Below are 19,032 nucleotides of genomic sequence, written 5' to 3'. Positions count from 1 at the left end.
GCGTTGTTCAGCCGACGAACGACCGGATCAGCGCGGCAATGCGCTCCGGTTGTTCGTGCACGACCCAGTGCGTGCCGTCGGGAATGCGCTCCAGGCGCATGTCCGGAATGAACCGCTCTAGCCCGTTGAGCAGGCTTTTCGGCAGCGCCATGTCCATCTCGCCCCAGATCACGAGTGTGGGCACCTTGACGACGAACGCCTCGGGCGGCATCTGGTCGATGCGCAGCGGCGCCGTGCCTTCGGTGGGCGGGTGCAGCGGCGAGGCGCGGTAGTAATTCACGCCGCCTGTCAGGCCATGCGAGCCGCCTTCGCCCGGCCGGCTCCAGGCCGCGTGATAGCGCGCCCGCACCTCGGGCGTGAACCATTCGGCCACGGGCTGGCCCATGCCGCTGAAGAAGCCCTCGAGCTTTTCGAAGTCGTTGGCGGCCAGCGCCTCTTCCGAGCCCGGCTTGCGCAGCCAGTTCATATACGCCGACGAAGCCTGCTGTGCCGGATCGCTCAGCAGCGCATTCGCAAACACCCAAGGGTGCGGCGAGTTGATGATGACCAGCCGCTCCACCCGCTCCGGATGCTGGATGGCAAGGTTCCAGCAGATCGCCCCGCCCCAGTCGTGCGCGACCACGATCGCGCGCTCATAGCCCAGCGCCGCGATGAACTGCTCCAGATCCTGCACGAGCATCTTCGGGCGGTACGCATCGACCGCGGCCGGCTTGCTCGACAGGTTGAAGCCGCGCATGTCGGGGGCCACCGCAAAGTGCGTGTCACCAAACGCGGCGAGCTGCGCCTCCCACTCGTACCAGAACTCCGGGAAGCCATGGACAAACAGCATGAGCGGCGCACCGCGCTGGCCGGCGCTGGCGTAATGCAGCCGCGTGCCGTTGGGCAGGTCGGCGAATTGCGATTCGGTGATGGCGGCAGTGGGTGCGGCGGTCATGGCAGTCCCGGAAGTCTTGGAGGTGTGATCACCCGCGCAGGGCATCGACCAGACGCGCACGCACGTCGGGCTTGCCATCGAACGGGTCCGACGGGTTGCGCTGCGAGATGATGTCTTCAAAGCGGCGCTGCACCGGTGCCAGCGCGTGCGGGTGCGAATAGATGTAGAAGCCCGCGTTGCGGATGGCGTCGAAGGTCATCTTGCCGACCTGCTCGGCCGTCACCTTGCCGGAACTGACAGCCTTCTCCGACATGGCGCGCGAGACGAGCTGCGACTTGGTCGGCGGCGCCGTATTGGCGAGATCCTGCGGGCGGTTGCGGTCCGACTGCGTGATGCCGGTCGGCACGAAATACGGGCACAGCACCGAGCAATGAATCTGCTCGGTCACCAGGCTCAGATCCTGGTACAGCGATTCGGACAGCGCCACCACCGCATGCTTGGACACGTTGTAGATGCCCATGGCCGGCGCATTCAGCAGCCCCGCCATCGACGCCGTATTGACGATATGGCCCTCGTACGACGGATCCTTCCTGGCGGCTTCGAGCATGAGCGGCGTGAAGATGCGCACGCCGTGGATCACGCCATGCAGGTTCACACCAAGCACCCAGTCCCAGTCGCGCTCGGTGTTCTCCCAGATCAGACCGCCCGCGCCCACGCCCGCGTTGTTGAACAGCAGGTTCACCTTGCCGAACGTCTTCATGGCCGCATCGGCCAGCGCCTGCACGTCTTCCACCTTCGACACGTCGACGCGCAGCCCGATCACTTCCACGCCCTGCGCCGTGAACTCGGCCACGGCGGCATCCAGCGCATCCTGCTGGATATCGGCCAGCACCAGCTTCATGCCCAACCCGGCCGCGTTCTTGGCGAACTCCTTGCCGAAACCCGACGCACCGCCCGTGATGACGGCCACACCGCCTGCGAATTGCTTCATACGTGTCTCTCTCGTGTTGTTGTCATGAAATGCGATGGCGTTGGCAACGCCGTCAGTCTGCCGTCTCGACCTTGCGCACGGCGTAACCCACGCGCGGGAAATGCACCACCACCTGCCCGACACGCGCATCTTCACGCAGCACGCCCACGGCGTCGCGCGTGGAGACGATCAGCTCGCCTTCGACCGGGTCCACGCCGTAATCGACAGCGGCCACCGTCACGCGTGTGCCCTTGGGCAGGCCGTAGCGGTCGTCGAAGGCCGCCTTCGTGTCCGTCAATGCGCGCGGCGTGGCGGCCTTTGCAATATCGAGCGCTTCGGCGGGCGTCATCGGCTGCGCCTGCGAATGGCCCAGCGCCGCGACCCGGTGCATCCATGCCACCACGTCGGGATGGGCATCCAGAATGCCCGCCAGCGCCGCCGCGCGGCGAATGAACCACAGGCAGTGGTAGACGGAGAAATCGGCCACGGTCGGCTGCTCTCCGAACAGGAAGATGTGCTCGCCGGTCGCGAGCTGGCGCTCGAGCTGCGCCAGGAAGACGTGCAGGGTCGACGTCGCTTCCGGCAGCGGCGTGCGCAGGCCTGTGCCGCCGGCGCGCATCGCCTTGCGGTCTTCCACGAACGCCTTGACGAATGCCTCGGGCACGCCGCCGAACAGGCTCTGGAAACCGGCCGGCTGCGTGACGTAGGTGGCCGTCGCCCAGAACAGCGTCGTGTCCGCCCATTGCGCCATGGCGAACACGGCCGCCGCATGCTCCGACGGCACCAGCTTCGGCAGCGGGTGGATCGATTCGAGCACCTGCGCGATCAGCGCCGTATCGCAGTAGATATCCGCGCCGATCTGCAGGAACGGCGTGCGCCGGTAGCCGCCCGTGAGCGGCATCACGTCGGGCTTGGGCAGGATGGAGGGCACCGTGACGGACTTCCACGGCTGGTCCTTGTAGCCGAGGATCAGCCGCACCTTCTCCGAAAACGGCGAGGTGGCGTAGTGATGCAGGATCAGATCCGTCATGGGCATTCCTGGTGGTTTCGTGGGCGCCGATCAATCGAGCAGATCGGGTTGCTCTTTGACGATGCGCGCATAGAGCGGCTGGAACTGGAACCACCCCGCCTGCGCCGAGCCCACGATGGAATACGCCTGGCGCGCAGCCGCATCGGAAATCGTGCGCGGTGCCTCGCCCGTGCGCGCGGCAGCGGCTTCGGCCAGCAGCTGCACCTGGCACGAGCGCTCCATCGTGATGAACCACCACGCCGCCTCGTCGACGGTCTTGCCGACTGTCAGCAGGCCGTGGTTCTGCAGGATCGCGGCCTTGTTGTCGCCGAGCGCCTCGGCAATGCGCTGACCTTCGTCCAGCTCGACTACCACGCCGCCGAAATCGTCGTACACGGCGTGGTCTTCGTAGAACGCGCAGACGTCCTGCGTGAGCGGATCGAGCTTGCGCCCGAGTGTCGACCACGCGCGACCGTATGTGCTGTGGGAATGCGCCGCGGCCACCGCGTCGGGCCGTGCCTGGTGCACGCGGGAGTGGATCGCAAACGCTGCGGCATTGACCGGGTAATCGCCTTCGACCACGTTGCCGTGGTGATCGCAGCGGATCAGGTTCGACACCTTGACCTGGCTGAAGTGCACGCCGAACGGGTTCACCCAGAAGCTGTCCTGGTGCTCGGGGTCGCGCGCGGTGATGTGGCCGGCCACACCTTCATCGAAACCGAATCTGGAGAACAACCGGAACGCTGCAGCCAGCCGCTGCTTGCGGTGCAGGCGCTCTTCTTCAACGGTGGCGAATTGCGGCGGACGCGGCAGGTTGCGATAGCGGGCGGCGGCCTCGGGGCTGAGGCTGGCGCTCATGCTGTCGGGCCGCTTGGCGTGTGCGGTTTCAGGTGCATTCATGGTGTCTCCTTCACGCAGTCATTGTGGGCGGGGCCATTCTGTGGCGGCCCCTGCCCGGCGGACTGTCAATGGCTTGACAGTCCGTGCAGCCACATCAAAACGTCAGACCAGCTTGACGAGCTGCTTGCCGAAGTTCTTGCCCTTGAGCAGGCCCATGAAGGCCTCCGGCGCGCTCGCCAGGCCCTGCGCCACGCTCTCGCGGAACTTGAGCTTGCCCTGTGCCACGTAGCCGCCGAGTTCGCGCAGTGCTTCCGGCCACACGTCCATGTGTTCGGAGACGATGAAGCCTTCGATCGTCAGGCGCGACACCAGGATCAGCTGCGGGTTCTGCATCGGCAGCGGCTGGCCGTCGTAGCCGGCGATCATGCCGCACATGGCGATGCGCCCGAACGGGTTCATGCGCGAGAGCACGGCGTCGAGGATCGTGCCGCCGACGTTCTCGAAGTACGCGTCGATGCCGTCCGGCGTGGCCTCCTTGAGCATCCTGTAGAGCTCTTTCGGGTCCTTGGCGGCCTTGTAGTCGATACAGGCGTCAAAGCCGAGTTCGTTGACCACGTAGTCGCACTTGTCCTTGCCGCCGGCAAAACCCACGGCGCGGCAACCCTTGAGCTTGGCCAGCTGGCCGACCACGCTGCCCACGGCGCCCGAAGCGGCGCTCACCGCCACGGTCTGGCCAGGCTTCGGGTGCATGATCTTGTTCAGGCCGTACCACGCCGTCACACCGGGCATGCCCACCGCGCCCAGGTATGCCGACAGCGGAATGTGACGCGTGTCGACCTTCTGGATGCCGCGGCCATCGGAGATGCCGACCTCCTGCCAGCCGAACATGCCGACCACGCTGTCGCCGACGGCAAACGACGGGTTCCTGGACGCCTCCACCTCGCCCACCGTGCCGCCGATCATCACTTCATCGAGCGGCTGCGGCTGCGCATACGACTTGCTGTCGTTCATGCGACCGCGCATGTACGGGTCGAGCGACAGGAAATGGTTGCGCACCAGCACCTGGCCGTCCTGCAGTTCCGGCAGATCCACCGTCTCCAGGCGGAAGTTCTCGGGCGTCACGGCCCCCTGGGGGCGCGAAGCCAGAACGATGCGCTGATAGGTCTTCGACATGAAAAACGCTCCTGAATATCGGATATCGGTGTTGGGTCGGGGTGTTACTTGTGTTGCATGAAGTACTCGGCCAGCGCCGCAAATGCCCGATGCGTGACCGGATCATTGGCCGCATTGGCAGCGACCGGGTGCGAGGCATAGCGCACGATCGTCATCTGGGCCACCGGATCAATATAGATGCGCTGGCCGTGGATGCCGCGCGCTTCGAACGTGTGGTGATCATTGCTCGAAACCCACCACATGTTGCGGTACGAATAGCCGGGCAGCGTCGTGTAGCCTGCCTTCGCAAACTTGGCCGGGTCGCCGCCGCGGCGGATGTCGTCGATCACGCTTTTGGGCAGGATCTGCCTGCCGTTGAAGCGGCCGTCGTTGCGAATCATCTCGCCAAAGCGCGCCAGGTCGCGCAGCGTGGTGTTCAGGCCACCGCCGCCCGATTCCGTACCGATGCTGTCGACCGAGAAGTACGCATCGTCCTGTGCGCCCATCGGCTGCCAGATGCGCTCGGACAGCAGCGCCGCCAGCGATTTGTTCGACGCACGGCGCACGATCCACGCCAGCGTTTCGGCGTTGACGGTCTTGTACGCGAATTCCGCGTCGTGCTCGCCTTCCTTGCGCAGCGTCGTGAGGTAGTCGTAGAAGTTGTCGGGGCCCTTGTAGCCCGGCGGGCGCGGCAGCATGCCGCCGGCGCGGGCGTAGGCCCAGACATCGGCGTTCGGGTCGGCATAGTTCTCGGAGTAACGCACGCCCACGGTCATGTCCATGACCTGGCGCACGGTGGCGTCGCCATAAGCGGTGTCCTTCAACTCCGGCACGTACTGCGTCACCGGCGCAGCCGGATCGAGCTTGCCGTCCGCCACGAGCATGGCGGCCAGCGTGCCAACAAACGATTTTGTGACCGACATGGCGATGTGCGGCGTATGCGCATCGAGCGCGCCAAAGTAACGCTCGTAGACCACCTTGCCCTTGTGCATGACGAGGATGCCGTCGGTGTAGGTCAGCTTGAGCGCCTCGGCAAACGTGCGGCGCGTGCCGTTCGGATCGGTAAACAGCACGCCGCTGATGTCGCGCTCGGCGCGCGGCAGCTTGCTGACGGGGCCGTCACCGCGCCAGACCGCGCGCGTCGGCACGAACTCGCGCACGTGGCTGTAGCCGTAGCGCGTGCGCGGGAACATGTTGCCCGCCAGGTCAAAGCGGATGATGCGATCGGGCGGCGGCGGGAAGCCCTGCATCCAGCCCATCTTGTTCGGGTCGGATTCGTCGGCCGTCAGCGGCTTCTGCGCCGGCGGGTTCGGTGCAGGGGGCGCTTGCACGGTGGCCGGCGCATCGGCCGCCGGGGCCGGATGGGAAGCGCATCCTTCGAGGGTCATGGTCAGTCCGGTGGCGCAAAGCAGCGTGATGGCAAGGGCGGACACGGCCCGCCGCGCAGGTTGTTGCATCGTCATCTCCTAGATGGTTCTTCTTATGAGCCGAACCGGATTCGGCCTGCCACCCGGCATGGCTGTACTGCGGACTTCATTGCAGGCAGATCAGCCGTCCGCGCCCGGCTCAGGCGTGCGCGGCGGCGGCATCCGCTTGACGAACTTGAACGTGCCTGAGCCGCGTGCCACCAGCTTGCCGTCGCCATCGCGCACCTCGCCTTCGCAGAAGGCCATGGTGGTCGACTGGTGCACGCAGCGCGCGCTCGCCGTGAGCGTGCCGCGTCCGGGCTGCATGAACGCCGTCTTCATCTCGATCGTCACCACGCCGCGGCCGTGTGCGTCTGCCGAGCGGCCCGCCATGGCCATCGCCACGTCGAGCATCGTCATGGTCACGCCGCCGTGGGCCATTTCCCAACTGTTCATGTGCTGGGCTTCAAGGGCGAGTTCGACGATGCCCTCGCCGCCCTCGGCCTTCAGGCAGCGCATGCCGAGAAGCTTCAGGAAGGGAATGTCGATCGGAAAACCGTTGTTGTCTGCGCTCATGCTGCGTTCAAGAGAGTGGAAAGCAGCCGAAATTAGACCACGCTCACGCCGCCGTCGACGGCCAGGATCTGGCCCGTGATGTGCTTCGAAGCGTCTGACGCGAAGAGCGCCGCCACCCCCTTGAGGTCTTCGTCATCGCCAATGCGACGCAGCGGCGTGCGCGCGGCGAGCGTGTCGACGCCCAGCTTTTCCAGCGAACCGCGCGTCATCTTCGAAGGGAAGAAGCCCGGCGCGATGGCATTGACAGTGATGTTGTACTCGCCCCATTCGCCCGCCAGCGCACGGGTGAAGTTGACCACCGCGCCCTTGCTGGTGTTGTAGGCGATCGTGTCGAGCGTGCCCGGCGCATTGCTCTTCAGACCGGCGATCGACGCCACGTTGATGATCTTGCCGTACTTGCGCGGGATCATCGATCGCTTGCCGATCTGCTGCGAGAGCAGGAACAGGCCGCGGATGTTCAGATTCATCACCTTGTCCCACGCCTCCACCGGGTGGTCTTCGGCCGGTGCGCCCCACGTGGCGCCAGCGTTGTTGACGAGGATGTCGACGTGGCCGAGCTTGGCAAGCGCCCCGTCGGCCAGGCGCTGGATGTCGGCTTCGACGGCGCCATCGGCGGCAATCCAGTCGGCCTCGATGCCGAGCGACTTCAGGTGCGCCTGCGCTTCCTTCAGCTCATCGGCCTTGCGGGCCGACAAGACGATGCGTGCGCCCTGCTCGCCCAACGCTTCGGCAATCTGCAGGCCAAGCCCGCGCGAGCCGCCCGTGACCAGCGCGGTCTTGCCCGAGAGATCGAACAGCGATTTCAGCGTACCCATGGTGTCTCCTGTCTCGTTGTTGTTTGCGATGGCCTAGAACCAGGCGTCCTGCATATCCAGCGTGGTCGTGTCGAGCGAGCCCAGCAGCGCGATCTGCGGGTCGATCTTCGGCAGTTCCCACTGGAAGAAGTAGCGTGCGGCCTGCAGCTTGCCGCGGTAGAAGTCAGCGTCCTCGCCATGGGCATCCGGCAAGGCCCTGGCGGCGGACAGCGCCTGCTCCAGCCAGATCCACGCGATGACGACGTGGCCGAACGCTTCCAGATACACCGATGCGTTGGCCAGCGTGACGCGCGGATCGCCGGCGGCCCACAGCGTCTGGGTGACCTTGGCGAGCTTCTGCGCAGCCATGCCGAGTGCACGGCCGTGGCCGACCAGCGTTTCGTCGTCGGTTTCCAGCGCGCGCCCGACGGTGGCCTGCACGCGCTCGCCAAGGGCCGTGAACGCGGCGCCGTCGTGCATGACGACCTTGCGGCCGAGCAGGTCCAGGCCCTGGATGCCGTGCGTGCCTTCGTGGATCGGGTTCAGGCGATTGTCGCGGTAGAACTGCTCGACGTTGTATTCGCGCGTGTAGCCGTAGCCGCCGTGCACCTGGATCGCCAGGCTGTTGGCCTCCAGGCACCACTGCGACGGCCAGCTCTTCGCGATCGGGGTGAGGATGCCCAGCAGCAGGCCAAGCTTGGCGCGCCTGGCGGCATCCGTCTCGCCGCGCTCTTCGTCGACCAGCTTGGCGCAATACAGGTTCAGGCCGAGCGCGCCTTCCACGTACGCCTTCTGCGCGAGCAGCATGCGGCGGACATCGGCGTGGTCGATGATGCGGATCTGCGGGGACGCGGGATCCTTGCCCGACGGCCCCACCGGACGCCCCTGCGGGCGGTTGCGCGCGTAGTCCAGTGCGTGCAGGTAGCCCGTGTAGCCGAGCATCGTCGCGCCCATGCCGACGCCGATGCGCGCCTCGTTCATCATGTGGAACATGCAGGCGAGCCCCTTGTGCGGCTCGCCGACGAGGTAGCCGACGGCACCGGCGCGCGGCTGGCCGTCAGCACCCTTCGGACGGAACTGCGTGCCTTCGCCAAAGTTCAGCAGACAGTTGGTCGTGCCGCGATAGCCCATCTTGTGATTCAGGCCGGCGAGCACCACGTCGTTGCGCTCGCCGAGCGAGCCGTCTTCGTTGACGAGGAACTTCGGCACGATGAACAGCGAAATGCCCTTCACGCCGGGAATCAGCTTGCCGTCCGGGCCAGGGATCTTTGCCAGCACGAGGTGGATGATGTTCTCCGACAGCTCATGCTCGCCGGCGGAGATCCACATCTTGTTGCCGGTCAGGCGGTACTGGGGGCCGAGCCGCGATTCGCCTTCGTACTCCGCGCGCGTGACGATGTCCGACAGCGACGACCCGGCCTGCGGCTCCGACAGGCACATCGTGCCGTAGAAGCGGCCTTCCATCTCGGGCTGCACGAACGTTTCGATCTGCTCCGGCGTGCCGTGCGCGAGCAGCAGGTTCGCATTGCCGATGGTGAGGAACGGATACGAGCTGGTGCCGACGTTGGCGGCCTTGAAGAAGCCGAAACCGGCTTTCTCGACCACGGTGGGCAGTTGCATGCCGCCGAGCTGGAAATCCTGCCCCGCGGCCATCAGGCCGGCCTTGTTGAAAGCGTCCAGCGCGGCCTTCACCTCGGGGATGATGTGGACCCGGGTGCCGTCGAAATGCGGTTCCTGCTGATCGTTCTTCTTGTTATGCGGGGCGAAAAGGTCGGTGGCGATGCGCTCGCAGGTGTCGAGGGCGGCATCGAACGTTTCGCGGGAATGGTCGGCATAACGCGGAATGCGTGTGAGCGATTCGACGTTGAGCCATTCGTAGAGCAGGAAGCTGAGGTCGCGGCGGGATAGCAGTTTCGAGGACATGATGTTGGTGGTGCATCCTGTGTTTCGTGCCCTGCCCGGGCGAGGGCTTTGGGTCAACCCCTTGTTTCGTGCCGTGCCGGGCCCGACTCACCCTCTTCGTCTTGCCAAAGAAAGCAAGCAAAGAAAGGCGCGCGCGAGATGGCGATCAGGCCAGCGCTGCCAGAAACAAAACAGGCTCCCGTTTTGAGCGGGAGCCTGTCTGTTCAGAGCACCTCGAACAGGCCGGCTGCGCCTTGGCCGCCGCCGATGCACATCGTCACGACCACGTACTTGACGCCGCGGCGCTTGCCTTCGATCAGCGCGTGGCCGACCAGGCGTGCACCCGACACGCCGTACGGGTGGCCCACGGCGATGGCGCCGCCGTTGACGTTCAGGCGGTCCATCGGGATGCCAAGCTTGTCTGCGCAGTACAGCACCTGCACGGCGAACGCTTCGTTCAGTTCCCACAGGCCGATGTCTTCCACCTTCAGACCCGCCTTCTTCAGCAGCTTGGGCACGGCAAAGACGGGGCCGATGCCCATTTCGTCCGGCTCGCAGCCGGCCACGGCAAAGCCGCGGAACACGCCCAGCGGCTGCAGGCCCTTGGCGGCTGCCACCTTGCCGTTCATCACCACCGCGGCCGATGCGCCGTCGGAGAACTGGCTGGCGTTGCCGGCCGAGATCACGCCGCCGGGCATGGCGGTGCGGATCTTCGTCACCCCTTCGAGCGTCGTGTCCGGACGAATGCCTTCATCAGCCGAGATCGTGACTTCGCGCGTCATGATCTGCCCGGTCTTGGCATCGGCCACGCCCATGACGGTCGTCATCGGGACGATCTCGTCGTTGAACTTGCCGGCGGCCGCAGCGGCGGCGGCGCGTTGCTGGCTCTGCACGCCGTATTCGTCCTGGCGCTCCTTGCTGATGTTGTAGCGCTTGGCGACGTTCTCGGCGGTCTGCAGCATGCTCCAGTAGATTTCAGGCTTGTGCTTGTTCAGCCAGCCTTCCTGCAGCATGTGGCGGTTCATCTCCTGCTGCACGCACGAGATGGACTCCACCCCGCCGGCCACGAAGATGTCGCCCTCATCGGCGATCACGCGCTGCGCGGCCATCGCGATGGTCTGCAGGCCCGACGAGCAGAAGCGATTGACGGTCGCACCCGGCACGGTCACGGGGCAGCCGGCGCGCAGGGCGATCTGGCGCGCGATGTTGGCGCCCGTCGCGCCTTCCGGGTTCGCGCAGCCCATCAGGACGTCTTCCACCTCGCCCGGCTCGATCTTGGCGCGGGCGATGGCGTGCTGCACTGCGTGGCCGCCGAGCGTGGCGCCGTGCGTCATGTTGAAGGCGCCCTTCCAGCTCTTGGCCAGGCCCGTACGTGCGGTGGAAACGATGACTGCTTCGGTCATGGTGTTGCTCCTCGTATCTGGTGGGGGCGCAGCTTCGGCTGCGCCCGTGGTATTCCGTTATCCGTTCAAGATCGCGTGCGACTGCAACCGCGCGATGCCCGCATCCGTCATGCGCTGCCACGCCTGCGCCAGCGAACCGTTGAGGTCGATCGCGCGGCAGGCATCTTCGATGACGGCGACTTCCAGCCCCGCAGCACGCGCATCCAGTGCCGACCATGCCACGCAGAAATCCGTGGCGAGCCCGACGCAGAACACGCGCTGGACCCCAAGCTCGCGCAGGTAGCCCAGCAGGCCGGTCGGCGTCTTCCGATCCGCTTCAAAGAATGCCGAGTAGCTGTCGATGTGCGGGTGATAGCCCTTGCGGACGATCAACTGCGCATGCGGCACGTCCAGCCCCTCAGCGAGCGCGGCGCCCGTGCTGTGCTGCACACAGTGCACGGGCCACAGCACCTGCTGGCCGTACGGCAGGTCGATCGTGCCGAACGGCTGCGTGCCCGCATGGTTGGCCGAGAACGACACGTGCTCGCGCGGGTGCCAGTCCTGCGTCAGCACCGTGCGCGCAGCGGGCCCGAAGGCCTTGGCGAGCCGGTTGACGACCGGGATGACCTGGTCGCCGTCCGGCACGGCCAGCGCACCGCCGGGCAGAAAGTCGTTCTGCACGTCGATGATCAGCAGGCAGTCGGTGGGCGTGAGTTGCATGGCGGCGATCGCGTCGATGAATTGGCCGCTTATTCAGCCATTGAAGGCCTTGCCCTCGTCGGCCAGCTTCTGCAGCAGCGGGGCGACCTGCCATGCTTCGCCGTGGTAGCCCTTGCTGTAGCGCCGCATGGCTTGCACGACGTTGTACAACCCGACGGTGTCTGCGTAGAGCATCGGGCCGCCACGGAACAGCGGGAAGCCGTAGCCGGTCAGGTACACCATGTCGATATCGGAAGCCTTGGAGGCAATGCCCTCTTCCAGGATCTTCGCGCCTTCGTTGACCAGCGCGAACACCAGGCGCTCCACGATTTCCTCGTCCGAAATCTTGCGGCGCGTGATGCCCAGATCCTTCGAGTGCTGGACGATCATGTCATTGACCTGCTGGTTCGGATACGGCTTGCGGTCACCTGCCTTGTAGTCGTACCAGCCGCCGCCCGTCTTCTGGCCGAAGCGGCCCATCTCGCACAGCAGATCGGCCGTCTTCGAATAGACGATGTCCGGCTTGTCCACGGCGCGGCGCTTGCGGATGGCCCAGCCGATGTCGTTGCCGGCCAGGTCGCCCATGCGGAACGGGCCCATGGCAAAGCCGAATTTTTCGATCGCCTTGTCGACCTGCTCGGGCAGCGCGCCTTCGTCCAGCAGGTAGCCGGCCTGGCGGCTGTATTGCTCGATCATGCGGTTGCCGATGAAGCCGTCGCACACGCCCGAGACGACCGCCGTCTTCTTGATGACCTTGGCCAGCTTCATGACCGTGGCCAGCACGTCCTTGGCCGTTTCCTTGCCGCGCACGACTTCCAGCAGCTTCATCACGTTGGCCGGGCTGAAGAAGTGCATGCCGACCACGTCCTGCGGACGCTTGGTGAAGCTGGCGATCTTGTCGACGTCCAGCGTGGAGGTGTTCGACGCCAGGATCGCGCCCTGCTTGACGACTTCGTCGAGCTTCTTGAACACGACCTCCTTGACGCCCATTTCTTCAAAGACGGCCTCGATGACGAGGTCGGCGTCCTTGATGTCGTCGTAGGACAGCGTCGGCTTGAGCAGGGCCATGCGCTGCTCGACCTTCTCTTGCGTGAGCTTGCCCTTCTTGGCGCTGTTCTCGTAGTTCTTGCGGATGGTCGCGACGCCGCGGTCCAGCGCTTCCTGCTTGGTTTCCAGGATCGTCACCGGAATGCCGGCGTTCAGGAAGTTCATCGAGATGCCGCCGCCCATCGTGCCGGCGCCGATCACGGCCACCTTCTCGACCTTGCGCACTGGCGTGTCTTCCGGCACGTCGGGGATCTTGCTCGCAGCGCGCTCGCCGAAGAACGCATGGCGCAGCGCGCGCGATTCAGGCGTGTTCACCAGCTCGATGAACAACTCGCGCTCGAACTTGATGCCGTCGTCGAAGCGTTTTTCGACGGCGGCCTGCACGGCGTCCACGCACTTGCCCGGCGCGGGGAAGTTCTTTGCGACGGCTGCGACCGTGTTGCGCGCGAATTGCAGGAAGCCTTGCGGATTGTCGTGCTCGACCTTGCGATCGCGCAGCTTGGGCAGCTTGCCCTCGGCCGCGGCCTTCAGCGCGAAATCGATGGCGCCGGCCATCAGGTCGCCTTCGATCATCTGGTCGAACAGGCCGCTCTTGGCGAGCTTTTCCGACGGGATGGCGTTGCCGGACACGATCATGTTCAGCGCCGGCTCCAGGCCGATGGCGCGCGGCAGACGTTGCGTGCCGCCTGCGCCCGGCAGGATGCCCAGCTTCACTTCGGGCAGCGCGATCTGCGCGCCGGGTGCGGCCACGCGGAAGTGGCAGCCCATCGCCAGTTCCAGTCCACCGCCCATCGCCACCGAGTGGATGGCCGCGACAACCGGCTTGGTGCTTGACTCGACCGCCTTGATGACAGCGTGCAGCGTCGGCTCCTGGGTTGCCTTGGGGGTGTTGAACTCGCGGATGTCGGCGCCGCCCGAGAAGGCCTTGCCAGCGCCGGTGATCACGATGGCCTTGACGCTCGGGTCGTCGCCCGCCTTGACCATACCTTCAACGATGCCCAGCCGCGTGGAATGGCCAAGGCCGTTGACGGGCGGGTTGCTGAGCGTGATGACGGCAACGCCGTCCTGGACCTTGTACTCCGCAGTCATGCTGGTTCCTTTGGTGATGCGAGGGCCGGCAGATCAGGCGCACCGTGCCTCGCGGTTGAACTGTCTCTCGAATGTCGTTTTTTTAACGCGCGGTAAGGCCGCGACTCGACACAGAATACACAAAATAGCACGGTCGTTCAATTTTTATTTTTGCGCTGCACGGCGCCGTCTGGAGGGCGATGCGGCACGCCTCGGCGGGTTCAAACCGTGTACTGCAGCACGGATTTTTTGCCCGCTACGTGACGGTTTTGATAGAGTCGCGCATTTCGTTCGCCAGGTGCCCATCAGGCACGGGGACGTCTCGTCACATTTCGTCGATTTGATTCGCGATCCGAGCAAAATCGACCACTCTGTATCCATGTCAGAACACGCTACCCCGTCCTCAGAGACGCCGGGCTTGCGCCGCACATTGCGCGCGCGCCATCTCACCATGATCGCCATCGGCGGGTCGATCGGCACCGGGCTCTTCGTGGCCTCGGGCGCGTCGGTCTCGCAGGCCGGCCCCGGAGGCGCCCTCGCCGCCTACATCCTGATCGGGGCGATGGTCTATTTCCTGATGACCAGCCTAGGCGAGCTTGCCGCCTATATGCCGGTTTCGGGGTCGTTTGCCACCTACGGTGCGCTGTACGTGGACGAAGGCTTCGGCTTCGCGCTCGGCTGGAACTATTGGTACAACTGGGCCGTGACGATTGCCGTGGAGCTGGCGGCCGCGCAGCTCGTCATGCATTACTGGTTTCCCGATGTGCCGGGCGTGCTGTGGAGCGCCGTGTTCCTCGCCGTCATGTTCCTGCTCAACGCCATCTCGGTGCGCGGCTTTGGCGAGGCGGAATACTGGTTCGCGCTCATCAAGGTCGTCACGGTCATCTTCTTCATCGGCATTGGCCTGGCGATGATCTTCGGGATCATGAAGGGCGGTCCGCAATCGGGCCTGCAGAATCTGACGATCGGTGATGCGCCGTTTGTGGGCGGACTGCCGGCGATGATCGGCGTGGCGATGATCGCGGGGTTCTCGTTTCAGGGGACGGAGCTGATCGGCGTGGCGGCTGGCGAATCGGCCGACCCGGCACGCACCATTCCGCGTGCGGTCAAGCAGGTGTTCTGGCGCATCCTGCTGTTTTATGTACTGGCCATCTTCATCATCGGCGTGCTGGTGCCGTACACCGATCCGAATCTGCTGTCGACGGAAGTCACCAACATTGGCGTGAGCCCGTTCACGCTGGTGTTCAAGCATGCCGGCCTGGCGTTTGCGGCGGGGTTGATGAATGCGGTGATCCTGACGGCCGTGCTGTCGGCGGGCAACTCGGGCATGTATGCATCCACGCGGATGCTCTACAACCTGGCGACGGAAGGCCGGGCGCCGCGCATCTTTGCGCAGCTCTCCCGGAACGGTGTGCCGCGCAATGCACTGCTGGCCACAACGGCCGTGGGCGCGCTGTGCTTCCTGAGCTCGCTGTACGGCGACAAGACGGTCTACCTGTGGTTGCTCAACACGTCCGGCATGACCGGCTTTGTGGCGTGGCTCGGCATTGCCGTCAGCCACTACCGCTTTCGCAAGGGGCTGGTGGCGCAGGGGCATGATTCGTCGCAACTGCCGTATCGCTCCAAATTCTTCCCGTACGGACCGCTGTTCGCGTTTGCGCTGTGCCTGGTCATCACGCTGGGCCAGAACTATCAGGCGTTCACCAGCGGCACGATCGACTGGCCGGCGGTGATCGCCACCTATATCGGCATCCCGATCTTCTTTGCGATCTGGTTCGGTTACCGGCTCGTGCGCGGCGGCGGCATCGTGCGCTACCAGGACATGCACTTCCCGCGCCCGCCCGTCACGCGCGACCCGCTGGCCGGCCAGGATGCCGGCCCCGAACTTCCGACCGTCTCCACCCGCGCGCCGCAATAACCCTGCCCGCCTGCCGATCGCTTTGCGCCGGCGGGCGTTTTGATTGTTGGACGCCCGACCACGGCTTCACTGTCATGCATACACCCATCACCCCCACCGGGCTCGAGGCTCAATCCCAACTGCGCCGCCGCCTGCGCTCGCGCCACATCATGATGATCGCCCTGAGCGGCGCCATCGGCACGGGCCTGTTCGTCGCGTCCGGCGCGTCGATTGCGCAGGCCGGCCCGGGCGGCGCCCTGCTCACCTACACGCTCATCGGCGTCATGGTCTATTGCCTGATGACGAGCCTCGGCGAGCTGGCGGTGCATCTGCCGGTGTCCGGCTCGTTTGTGACCTACAGCCGGCTGTATGTGGAAGAAGGCTTTGGCTTTGCGCTCGGGTGGAACTACTGGTTCTCATTGGCCGTGACGGTGGCGGTTGAGCTGGCGGCGGCCCAGCTGGTGATGAAGTACTGGTTTCCGGGGGTGTCGGGCATCGTGTGGAGCGCAGCGTTCCTGCTGCTCATGTTCATGCTCAACGCCTTCTCGGTGCGCGGCTTTGGTGAAGCGGAATACTGGTTCTCGATGGTGAAGGTAGTGACCATTGTCGTGTTCCTGCTGATCGGGCTGGCCATGGTCTTCGGCATCATGCACGGCGGGCCGGCTTCCGGCTGGCACAACTTCACCGTCGGCGACGCGCCGTTCGTGGGCGGCGTACCGGCCATGGTGGGCGTGGCGATGATCGCCGGGTTCTCGTTCCAGGGCGTGGAGACCGTGGGCGTGGCGGCCGGCGAGGCGGAGAACCCTTCGCGCACGATCCCGCGCGCGATCCGCCAGACGTTCTGGCGCATCCCGCTGTTCTATGTGCTGGCGATTCTCATCATCGGCGTGCTGCTGCCGTACACCGATCCGAACCTGCTGCGCAATGAAGCCACCGACATCGGTGTGAGCCCGTTCACGCTGGTGTTCCAGCATGCCGGCCTCGCGTTTGCCGCCGGGATGATGAACGCGGTGGTGCTGACTGCGCTGCTGTCGTCGGGCACCTCGAGCCTTTATGTATCGACGCGGATCCTCTACGACCTCGCGCTCGAAGGCCAGGCGCCGCGCTGGTTTGCGAAGGTGTCGGGCAACGGCGTGCCGCATCGGGCGCTGGTCGTCACGTCGGCCGTGGGCGCGCTGTGCTTCTTCAGTTCACTGTTTGGCGACCAGGTCGTCTACCTGTGGCTGCTGAACACGTCTGCGGTCACGTGCTTCATCGCCTGGTTCGGCATCGCCCTGGCGCACTACCGCTTCCGCAAGGGTTTCGTGAGCCAGGGCCATTCGGCGAGGCAGCTGGCCTATCGGTCGCCGTTCTTTCCGTTCGGGCCGATCATGGTGGCGATCCTTTGCGTGGTGATCATCCTCGGGCAGAACACCAAGGCGCTGCTTGCGCCGGTGGAGAACCTTGGCGCGTTCCTGTCGACGTATTGCGGTGTGTTCGTATTCGTGGCGATCTGGCTCGTATACCGCTGGAAGTTCAAGACGCGGTTTGTGCCGTATGCGCAGATGCAGTTCAGCACTGCGCACCTGGCGGCCGAGGCGGCGGATGCGCCTGCAGGGGCTCAGGGGGATGCGCGGCCCTCTTCGGCCGTCTCCGGCAAGGCCTGAGCGCCACGGTGCGCAAGACACCGTGAACAAAAAAAGGCGGCACATTGGCCGCCTATCTTCTTGCCCGCCGACTGAGAATCAGACTTCCACGCCCTGGCTCTGCAGGTACTCGTCGTACGTGCCAAGGTAGTCGGTCAGCGTGCCGTCGGTACGCACTTCGATGATGCGTGTTGCCAGCCCGCTGACGAATTCGCGGTCATGCGATACGAAGATCAGCGTGCCTTCGAACTTGTCGAGCGCGATCTGCAGCGATTCGATCGACTCCATGTCCATGTGGTTGGTCGGCTCGTCGAGCGCCAGCACGTTGTGGCGGCCCAGCATCAGCTTGCCCCAGATCATGCGGCCCTTCTCGCCGCCCGAGAGCACCTTGACGCTCTTCTTGATGTCGTCGGCCGAGAACAGCAGACGTCCGAGCGTGCCGCGCAGCGACTGGTCGTCATCGCCGGCCTGCGTCCACTGGCTCATCCAGTCCATCAGGTCGCGGTCTTCGGGGAATTCTTCGTAGGTGTCCTGCGGCATGTAGCCGACGTTGGCGTGCTCGGCCCACTTGACGGTACCGCCGTCCAACTCGATGCCGCGCTGCACGCCGGTCTTGACGGCGCCGTTGAGCAGGCAACGCAGCAGCGTCGTCTTGCCCGCGCCGTTCTCGCCGATGATGGCGATCTTTTCGCCGGCGCGCACGGCCATGGTCAGGCCGTCGAAGATCGTGCGGTCGTACCGCTTGCGTGCGTTCTCGGTTTCCACGGCCAGGTTGTGCAGCTTCTTCTCGAACTCGAAGCGGATGAACGGGTTCTGGCGCGACGACGGCTTGATGTCTTCCACCTTGATCTTGTCGATCTGCTTGAGGCGCGACGTGGCCTGGCGTGCCTTGGACTTGTTGGCCGAGAAGCGGCGCACGAAGTCCTGCAGGTCGGCAATGCGCTCCTTGGCGCGGGCGTTGGCCGCCATCTGGCGTTCGCGCGCCTGCATGGAGGCTTCCATGTAGTCGTCGTAGTTGCCCGGGTAGACCTTCAGCGTGCCGTAGTCCATGTCGGCCATGTGCGTGCAGACCGAGTTCAGGAAGTGGCGATCGTGGGAAATGATGATCATGGTGGAATTGCGCTCGTTGAGCACCGATTCCAGCCAGCGGATCGTGTTGATGTCGAGGTTGTTGGTCGGTTCGTCCAGCAGCAGGACATCGGGGTTCGAAAACAGCGCCTGCGCCAGCAGCACGCGCAGCTTCCAGCCCGGGGCGACCGCGCTCATCGGGCCGTTGTGCTGGTCGGTCGGGATGCCGACGCCCAGCAGCAGTTCGCCGGCGCGGGCTTCGGCCGTGTACCCGTCGTATTCGGCGTACTTCGCCTCCAGTTCGGCGGCCTTCATGTAGTCTTCGTCGGTCGCTTCCGGGTTGGCGTAGATGGCGTCGCGCTCCTGCGCGGCGGCCCACATCTCGGTGTGGCCCATCATCACCACGTCCAGCACGCGCATGTCTTCGTAGGCGAACTGGTCCTGGCGCAGCTTGCCCAGGCGGACGCCCGGTTCCAGCATCACGGTGCCCGAGCTCGGCTCCAGATCGCCACCCAGGATCTTCATGAAGGTCGACTTGCCACAGCCGTTGGCGCCGATCAGGCCATAGCGATTGCCCTCGCCAAACTTGACCGAGATGTTCTCGAACAAGGGCTTGGGCCCGAACTGCATGGTGATGTTGGCGGTGGAAAGCACGTGAAGACCTTGATTGGAAAGCGGTGAGCCGGCGCCGCGCACACATTGCGGACACCGTTTGGGAAACCG

General features: G+C 65.2%; 15 protein-coding genes. 2 read left to right on the top strand and 13 right to left on the bottom strand.

The features are described from left to right. Nucleotides 1–7: 7 nt before the first annotated feature. From TK49_RS11465 to TK49_RS11410, 12 genes are all read right to left on the bottom strand, one after another. The gene (locus TK49_RS11465) at nt 8–934 is read right to left on the bottom strand and encodes an alpha/beta fold hydrolase (RefSeq protein WP_045786809.1); all 927 of its coding nucleotides are present in this window, start codon (nt 932–934) and stop codon (nt 8–10) included. A 28-nt stretch (nt 935–962) separates the two neighbouring features. Then, nucleotides 963–1,865 (bottom strand): SDR family oxidoreductase, encoded by a 903-nt coding sequence (locus TK49_RS11460; RefSeq protein ID WP_045786808.1) that lies wholly within the window; start codon nt 1,863–1,865, stop codon nt 963–965. A 52-nt stretch (nt 1,866–1,917) separates the two neighbouring features. After that, on the bottom strand, nt 1,918–2,874 hold the full coding sequence (locus tag TK49_RS11455) for a glutathione S-transferase family protein (RefSeq protein ID WP_045786807.1): 957 nt from the start codon (nt 2,872–2,874) through the stop codon (nt 1,918–1,920). A 30-nt stretch (nt 2,875–2,904) separates the two neighbouring features. Next, complete coding sequence (locus TK49_RS11450) at nt 2,905–3,753, bottom strand: class II aldolase/adducin family protein (protein ID WP_045786806.1); 849 nt, start codon at nt 3,751–3,753, stop codon at nt 2,905–2,907. Nucleotides 3,754–3,855: 102 nt separating this feature from the next. After that, complete coding sequence (locus TK49_RS11445; RefSeq protein WP_045786805.1) at nt 3,856–4,866, bottom strand: NADP-dependent oxidoreductase; 1,011 nt, start codon at nt 4,864–4,866, stop codon at nt 3,856–3,858. Between the two features lie 44 nt (nt 4,867–4,910). Next, a complete protein-coding gene (locus TK49_RS11440) occupies nt 4,911–6,302 on the bottom strand; it encodes a serine hydrolase domain-containing protein (protein WP_045786804.1) in 1,392 nt (463 codons plus the stop codon). A 90-nt stretch (nt 6,303–6,392) separates the two neighbouring features. After that, complete coding sequence (locus TK49_RS11435) at nt 6,393–6,827, bottom strand: PaaI family thioesterase (protein ID WP_045786803.1); 435 nt, start codon at nt 6,825–6,827, stop codon at nt 6,393–6,395. A gap of 32 nt (nt 6,828–6,859) precedes the next feature. After that, the gene (locus TK49_RS11430; RefSeq protein ID WP_045786802.1) at nt 6,860–7,642 is read right to left on the bottom strand and encodes an SDR family oxidoreductase; all 783 of its coding nucleotides are present in this window, start codon (nt 7,640–7,642) and stop codon (nt 6,860–6,862) included. A gap of 33 nt (nt 7,643–7,675) precedes the next feature. Continuing rightward, a complete protein-coding gene (locus TK49_RS11425) occupies nt 7,676–9,544 on the bottom strand; it encodes an acyl-CoA dehydrogenase (RefSeq protein ID WP_045786801.1) in 1,869 nt (622 codons plus the stop codon). Nucleotides 9,545–9,747: 203 nt separating this feature from the next. Beyond that, complete coding sequence (locus TK49_RS11420) at nt 9,748–10,926, bottom strand: acetyl-CoA C-acyltransferase (RefSeq protein ID WP_045786800.1); 1,179 nt, start codon at nt 10,924–10,926, stop codon at nt 9,748–9,750. Between the two features lie 57 nt (nt 10,927–10,983). Further along, nucleotides 10,984–11,625, bottom strand: coding sequence for a bifunctional nicotinamidase/pyrazinamidase (pncA, locus tag TK49_RS11415; protein WP_045786799.1), 642 nt, complete (start codon nt 11,623–11,625; stop codon nt 10,984–10,986). A gap of 33 nt (nt 11,626–11,658) precedes the next feature. Then, complete coding sequence (locus TK49_RS11410) at nt 11,659–13,740, bottom strand: 3-hydroxyacyl-CoA dehydrogenase NAD-binding domain-containing protein (RefSeq protein ID WP_045786798.1); 2,082 nt, start codon at nt 13,738–13,740, stop codon at nt 11,659–11,661. Between the two features lie 358 nt (nt 13,741–14,098). On the opposite strand from TK49_RS11410, the gene TK49_RS11405 reads away from it, so the two are divergent. Together TK49_RS11405 and TK49_RS11400 are read left to right on the top strand one after the other, a co-directional pair. Beyond that, complete coding sequence (locus TK49_RS11405; RefSeq protein ID WP_045786797.1) at nt 14,099–15,637, top strand: amino acid permease; 1,539 nt, start codon at nt 14,099–14,101, stop codon at nt 15,635–15,637. Between the two features lie 74 nt (nt 15,638–15,711). After that, nucleotides 15,712–17,262, top strand: coding sequence for an amino acid permease (locus tag TK49_RS11400; protein WP_045786796.1), 1,551 nt, complete (start codon nt 15,712–15,714; stop codon nt 17,260–17,262). Between the two features lie 78 nt (nt 17,263–17,340). Here TK49_RS11400 and TK49_RS11395 read toward each other — a convergent pair whose 3' ends face one another. After that, nucleotides 17,341–18,963 (bottom strand): ABC-F family ATPase, encoded by a 1,623-nt coding sequence (locus tag TK49_RS11395; RefSeq protein ID WP_045786795.1) that lies wholly within the window; start codon nt 18,961–18,963, stop codon nt 17,341–17,343. Between the last annotated feature and the right edge of the window lie 69 nt (nt 18,964–19,032).

The organism is Ralstonia mannitolilytica (genome assembly GCF_000954135.1).
Taxonomy (GTDB): Bacteria; Pseudomonadota; Gammaproteobacteria; order Burkholderiales; family Burkholderiaceae; genus Ralstonia; species Ralstonia mannitolilytica.
Note: the sequence above shows the minus strand (reverse complement) of the source record. Positions and strands in the feature narration are given on the sequence as shown.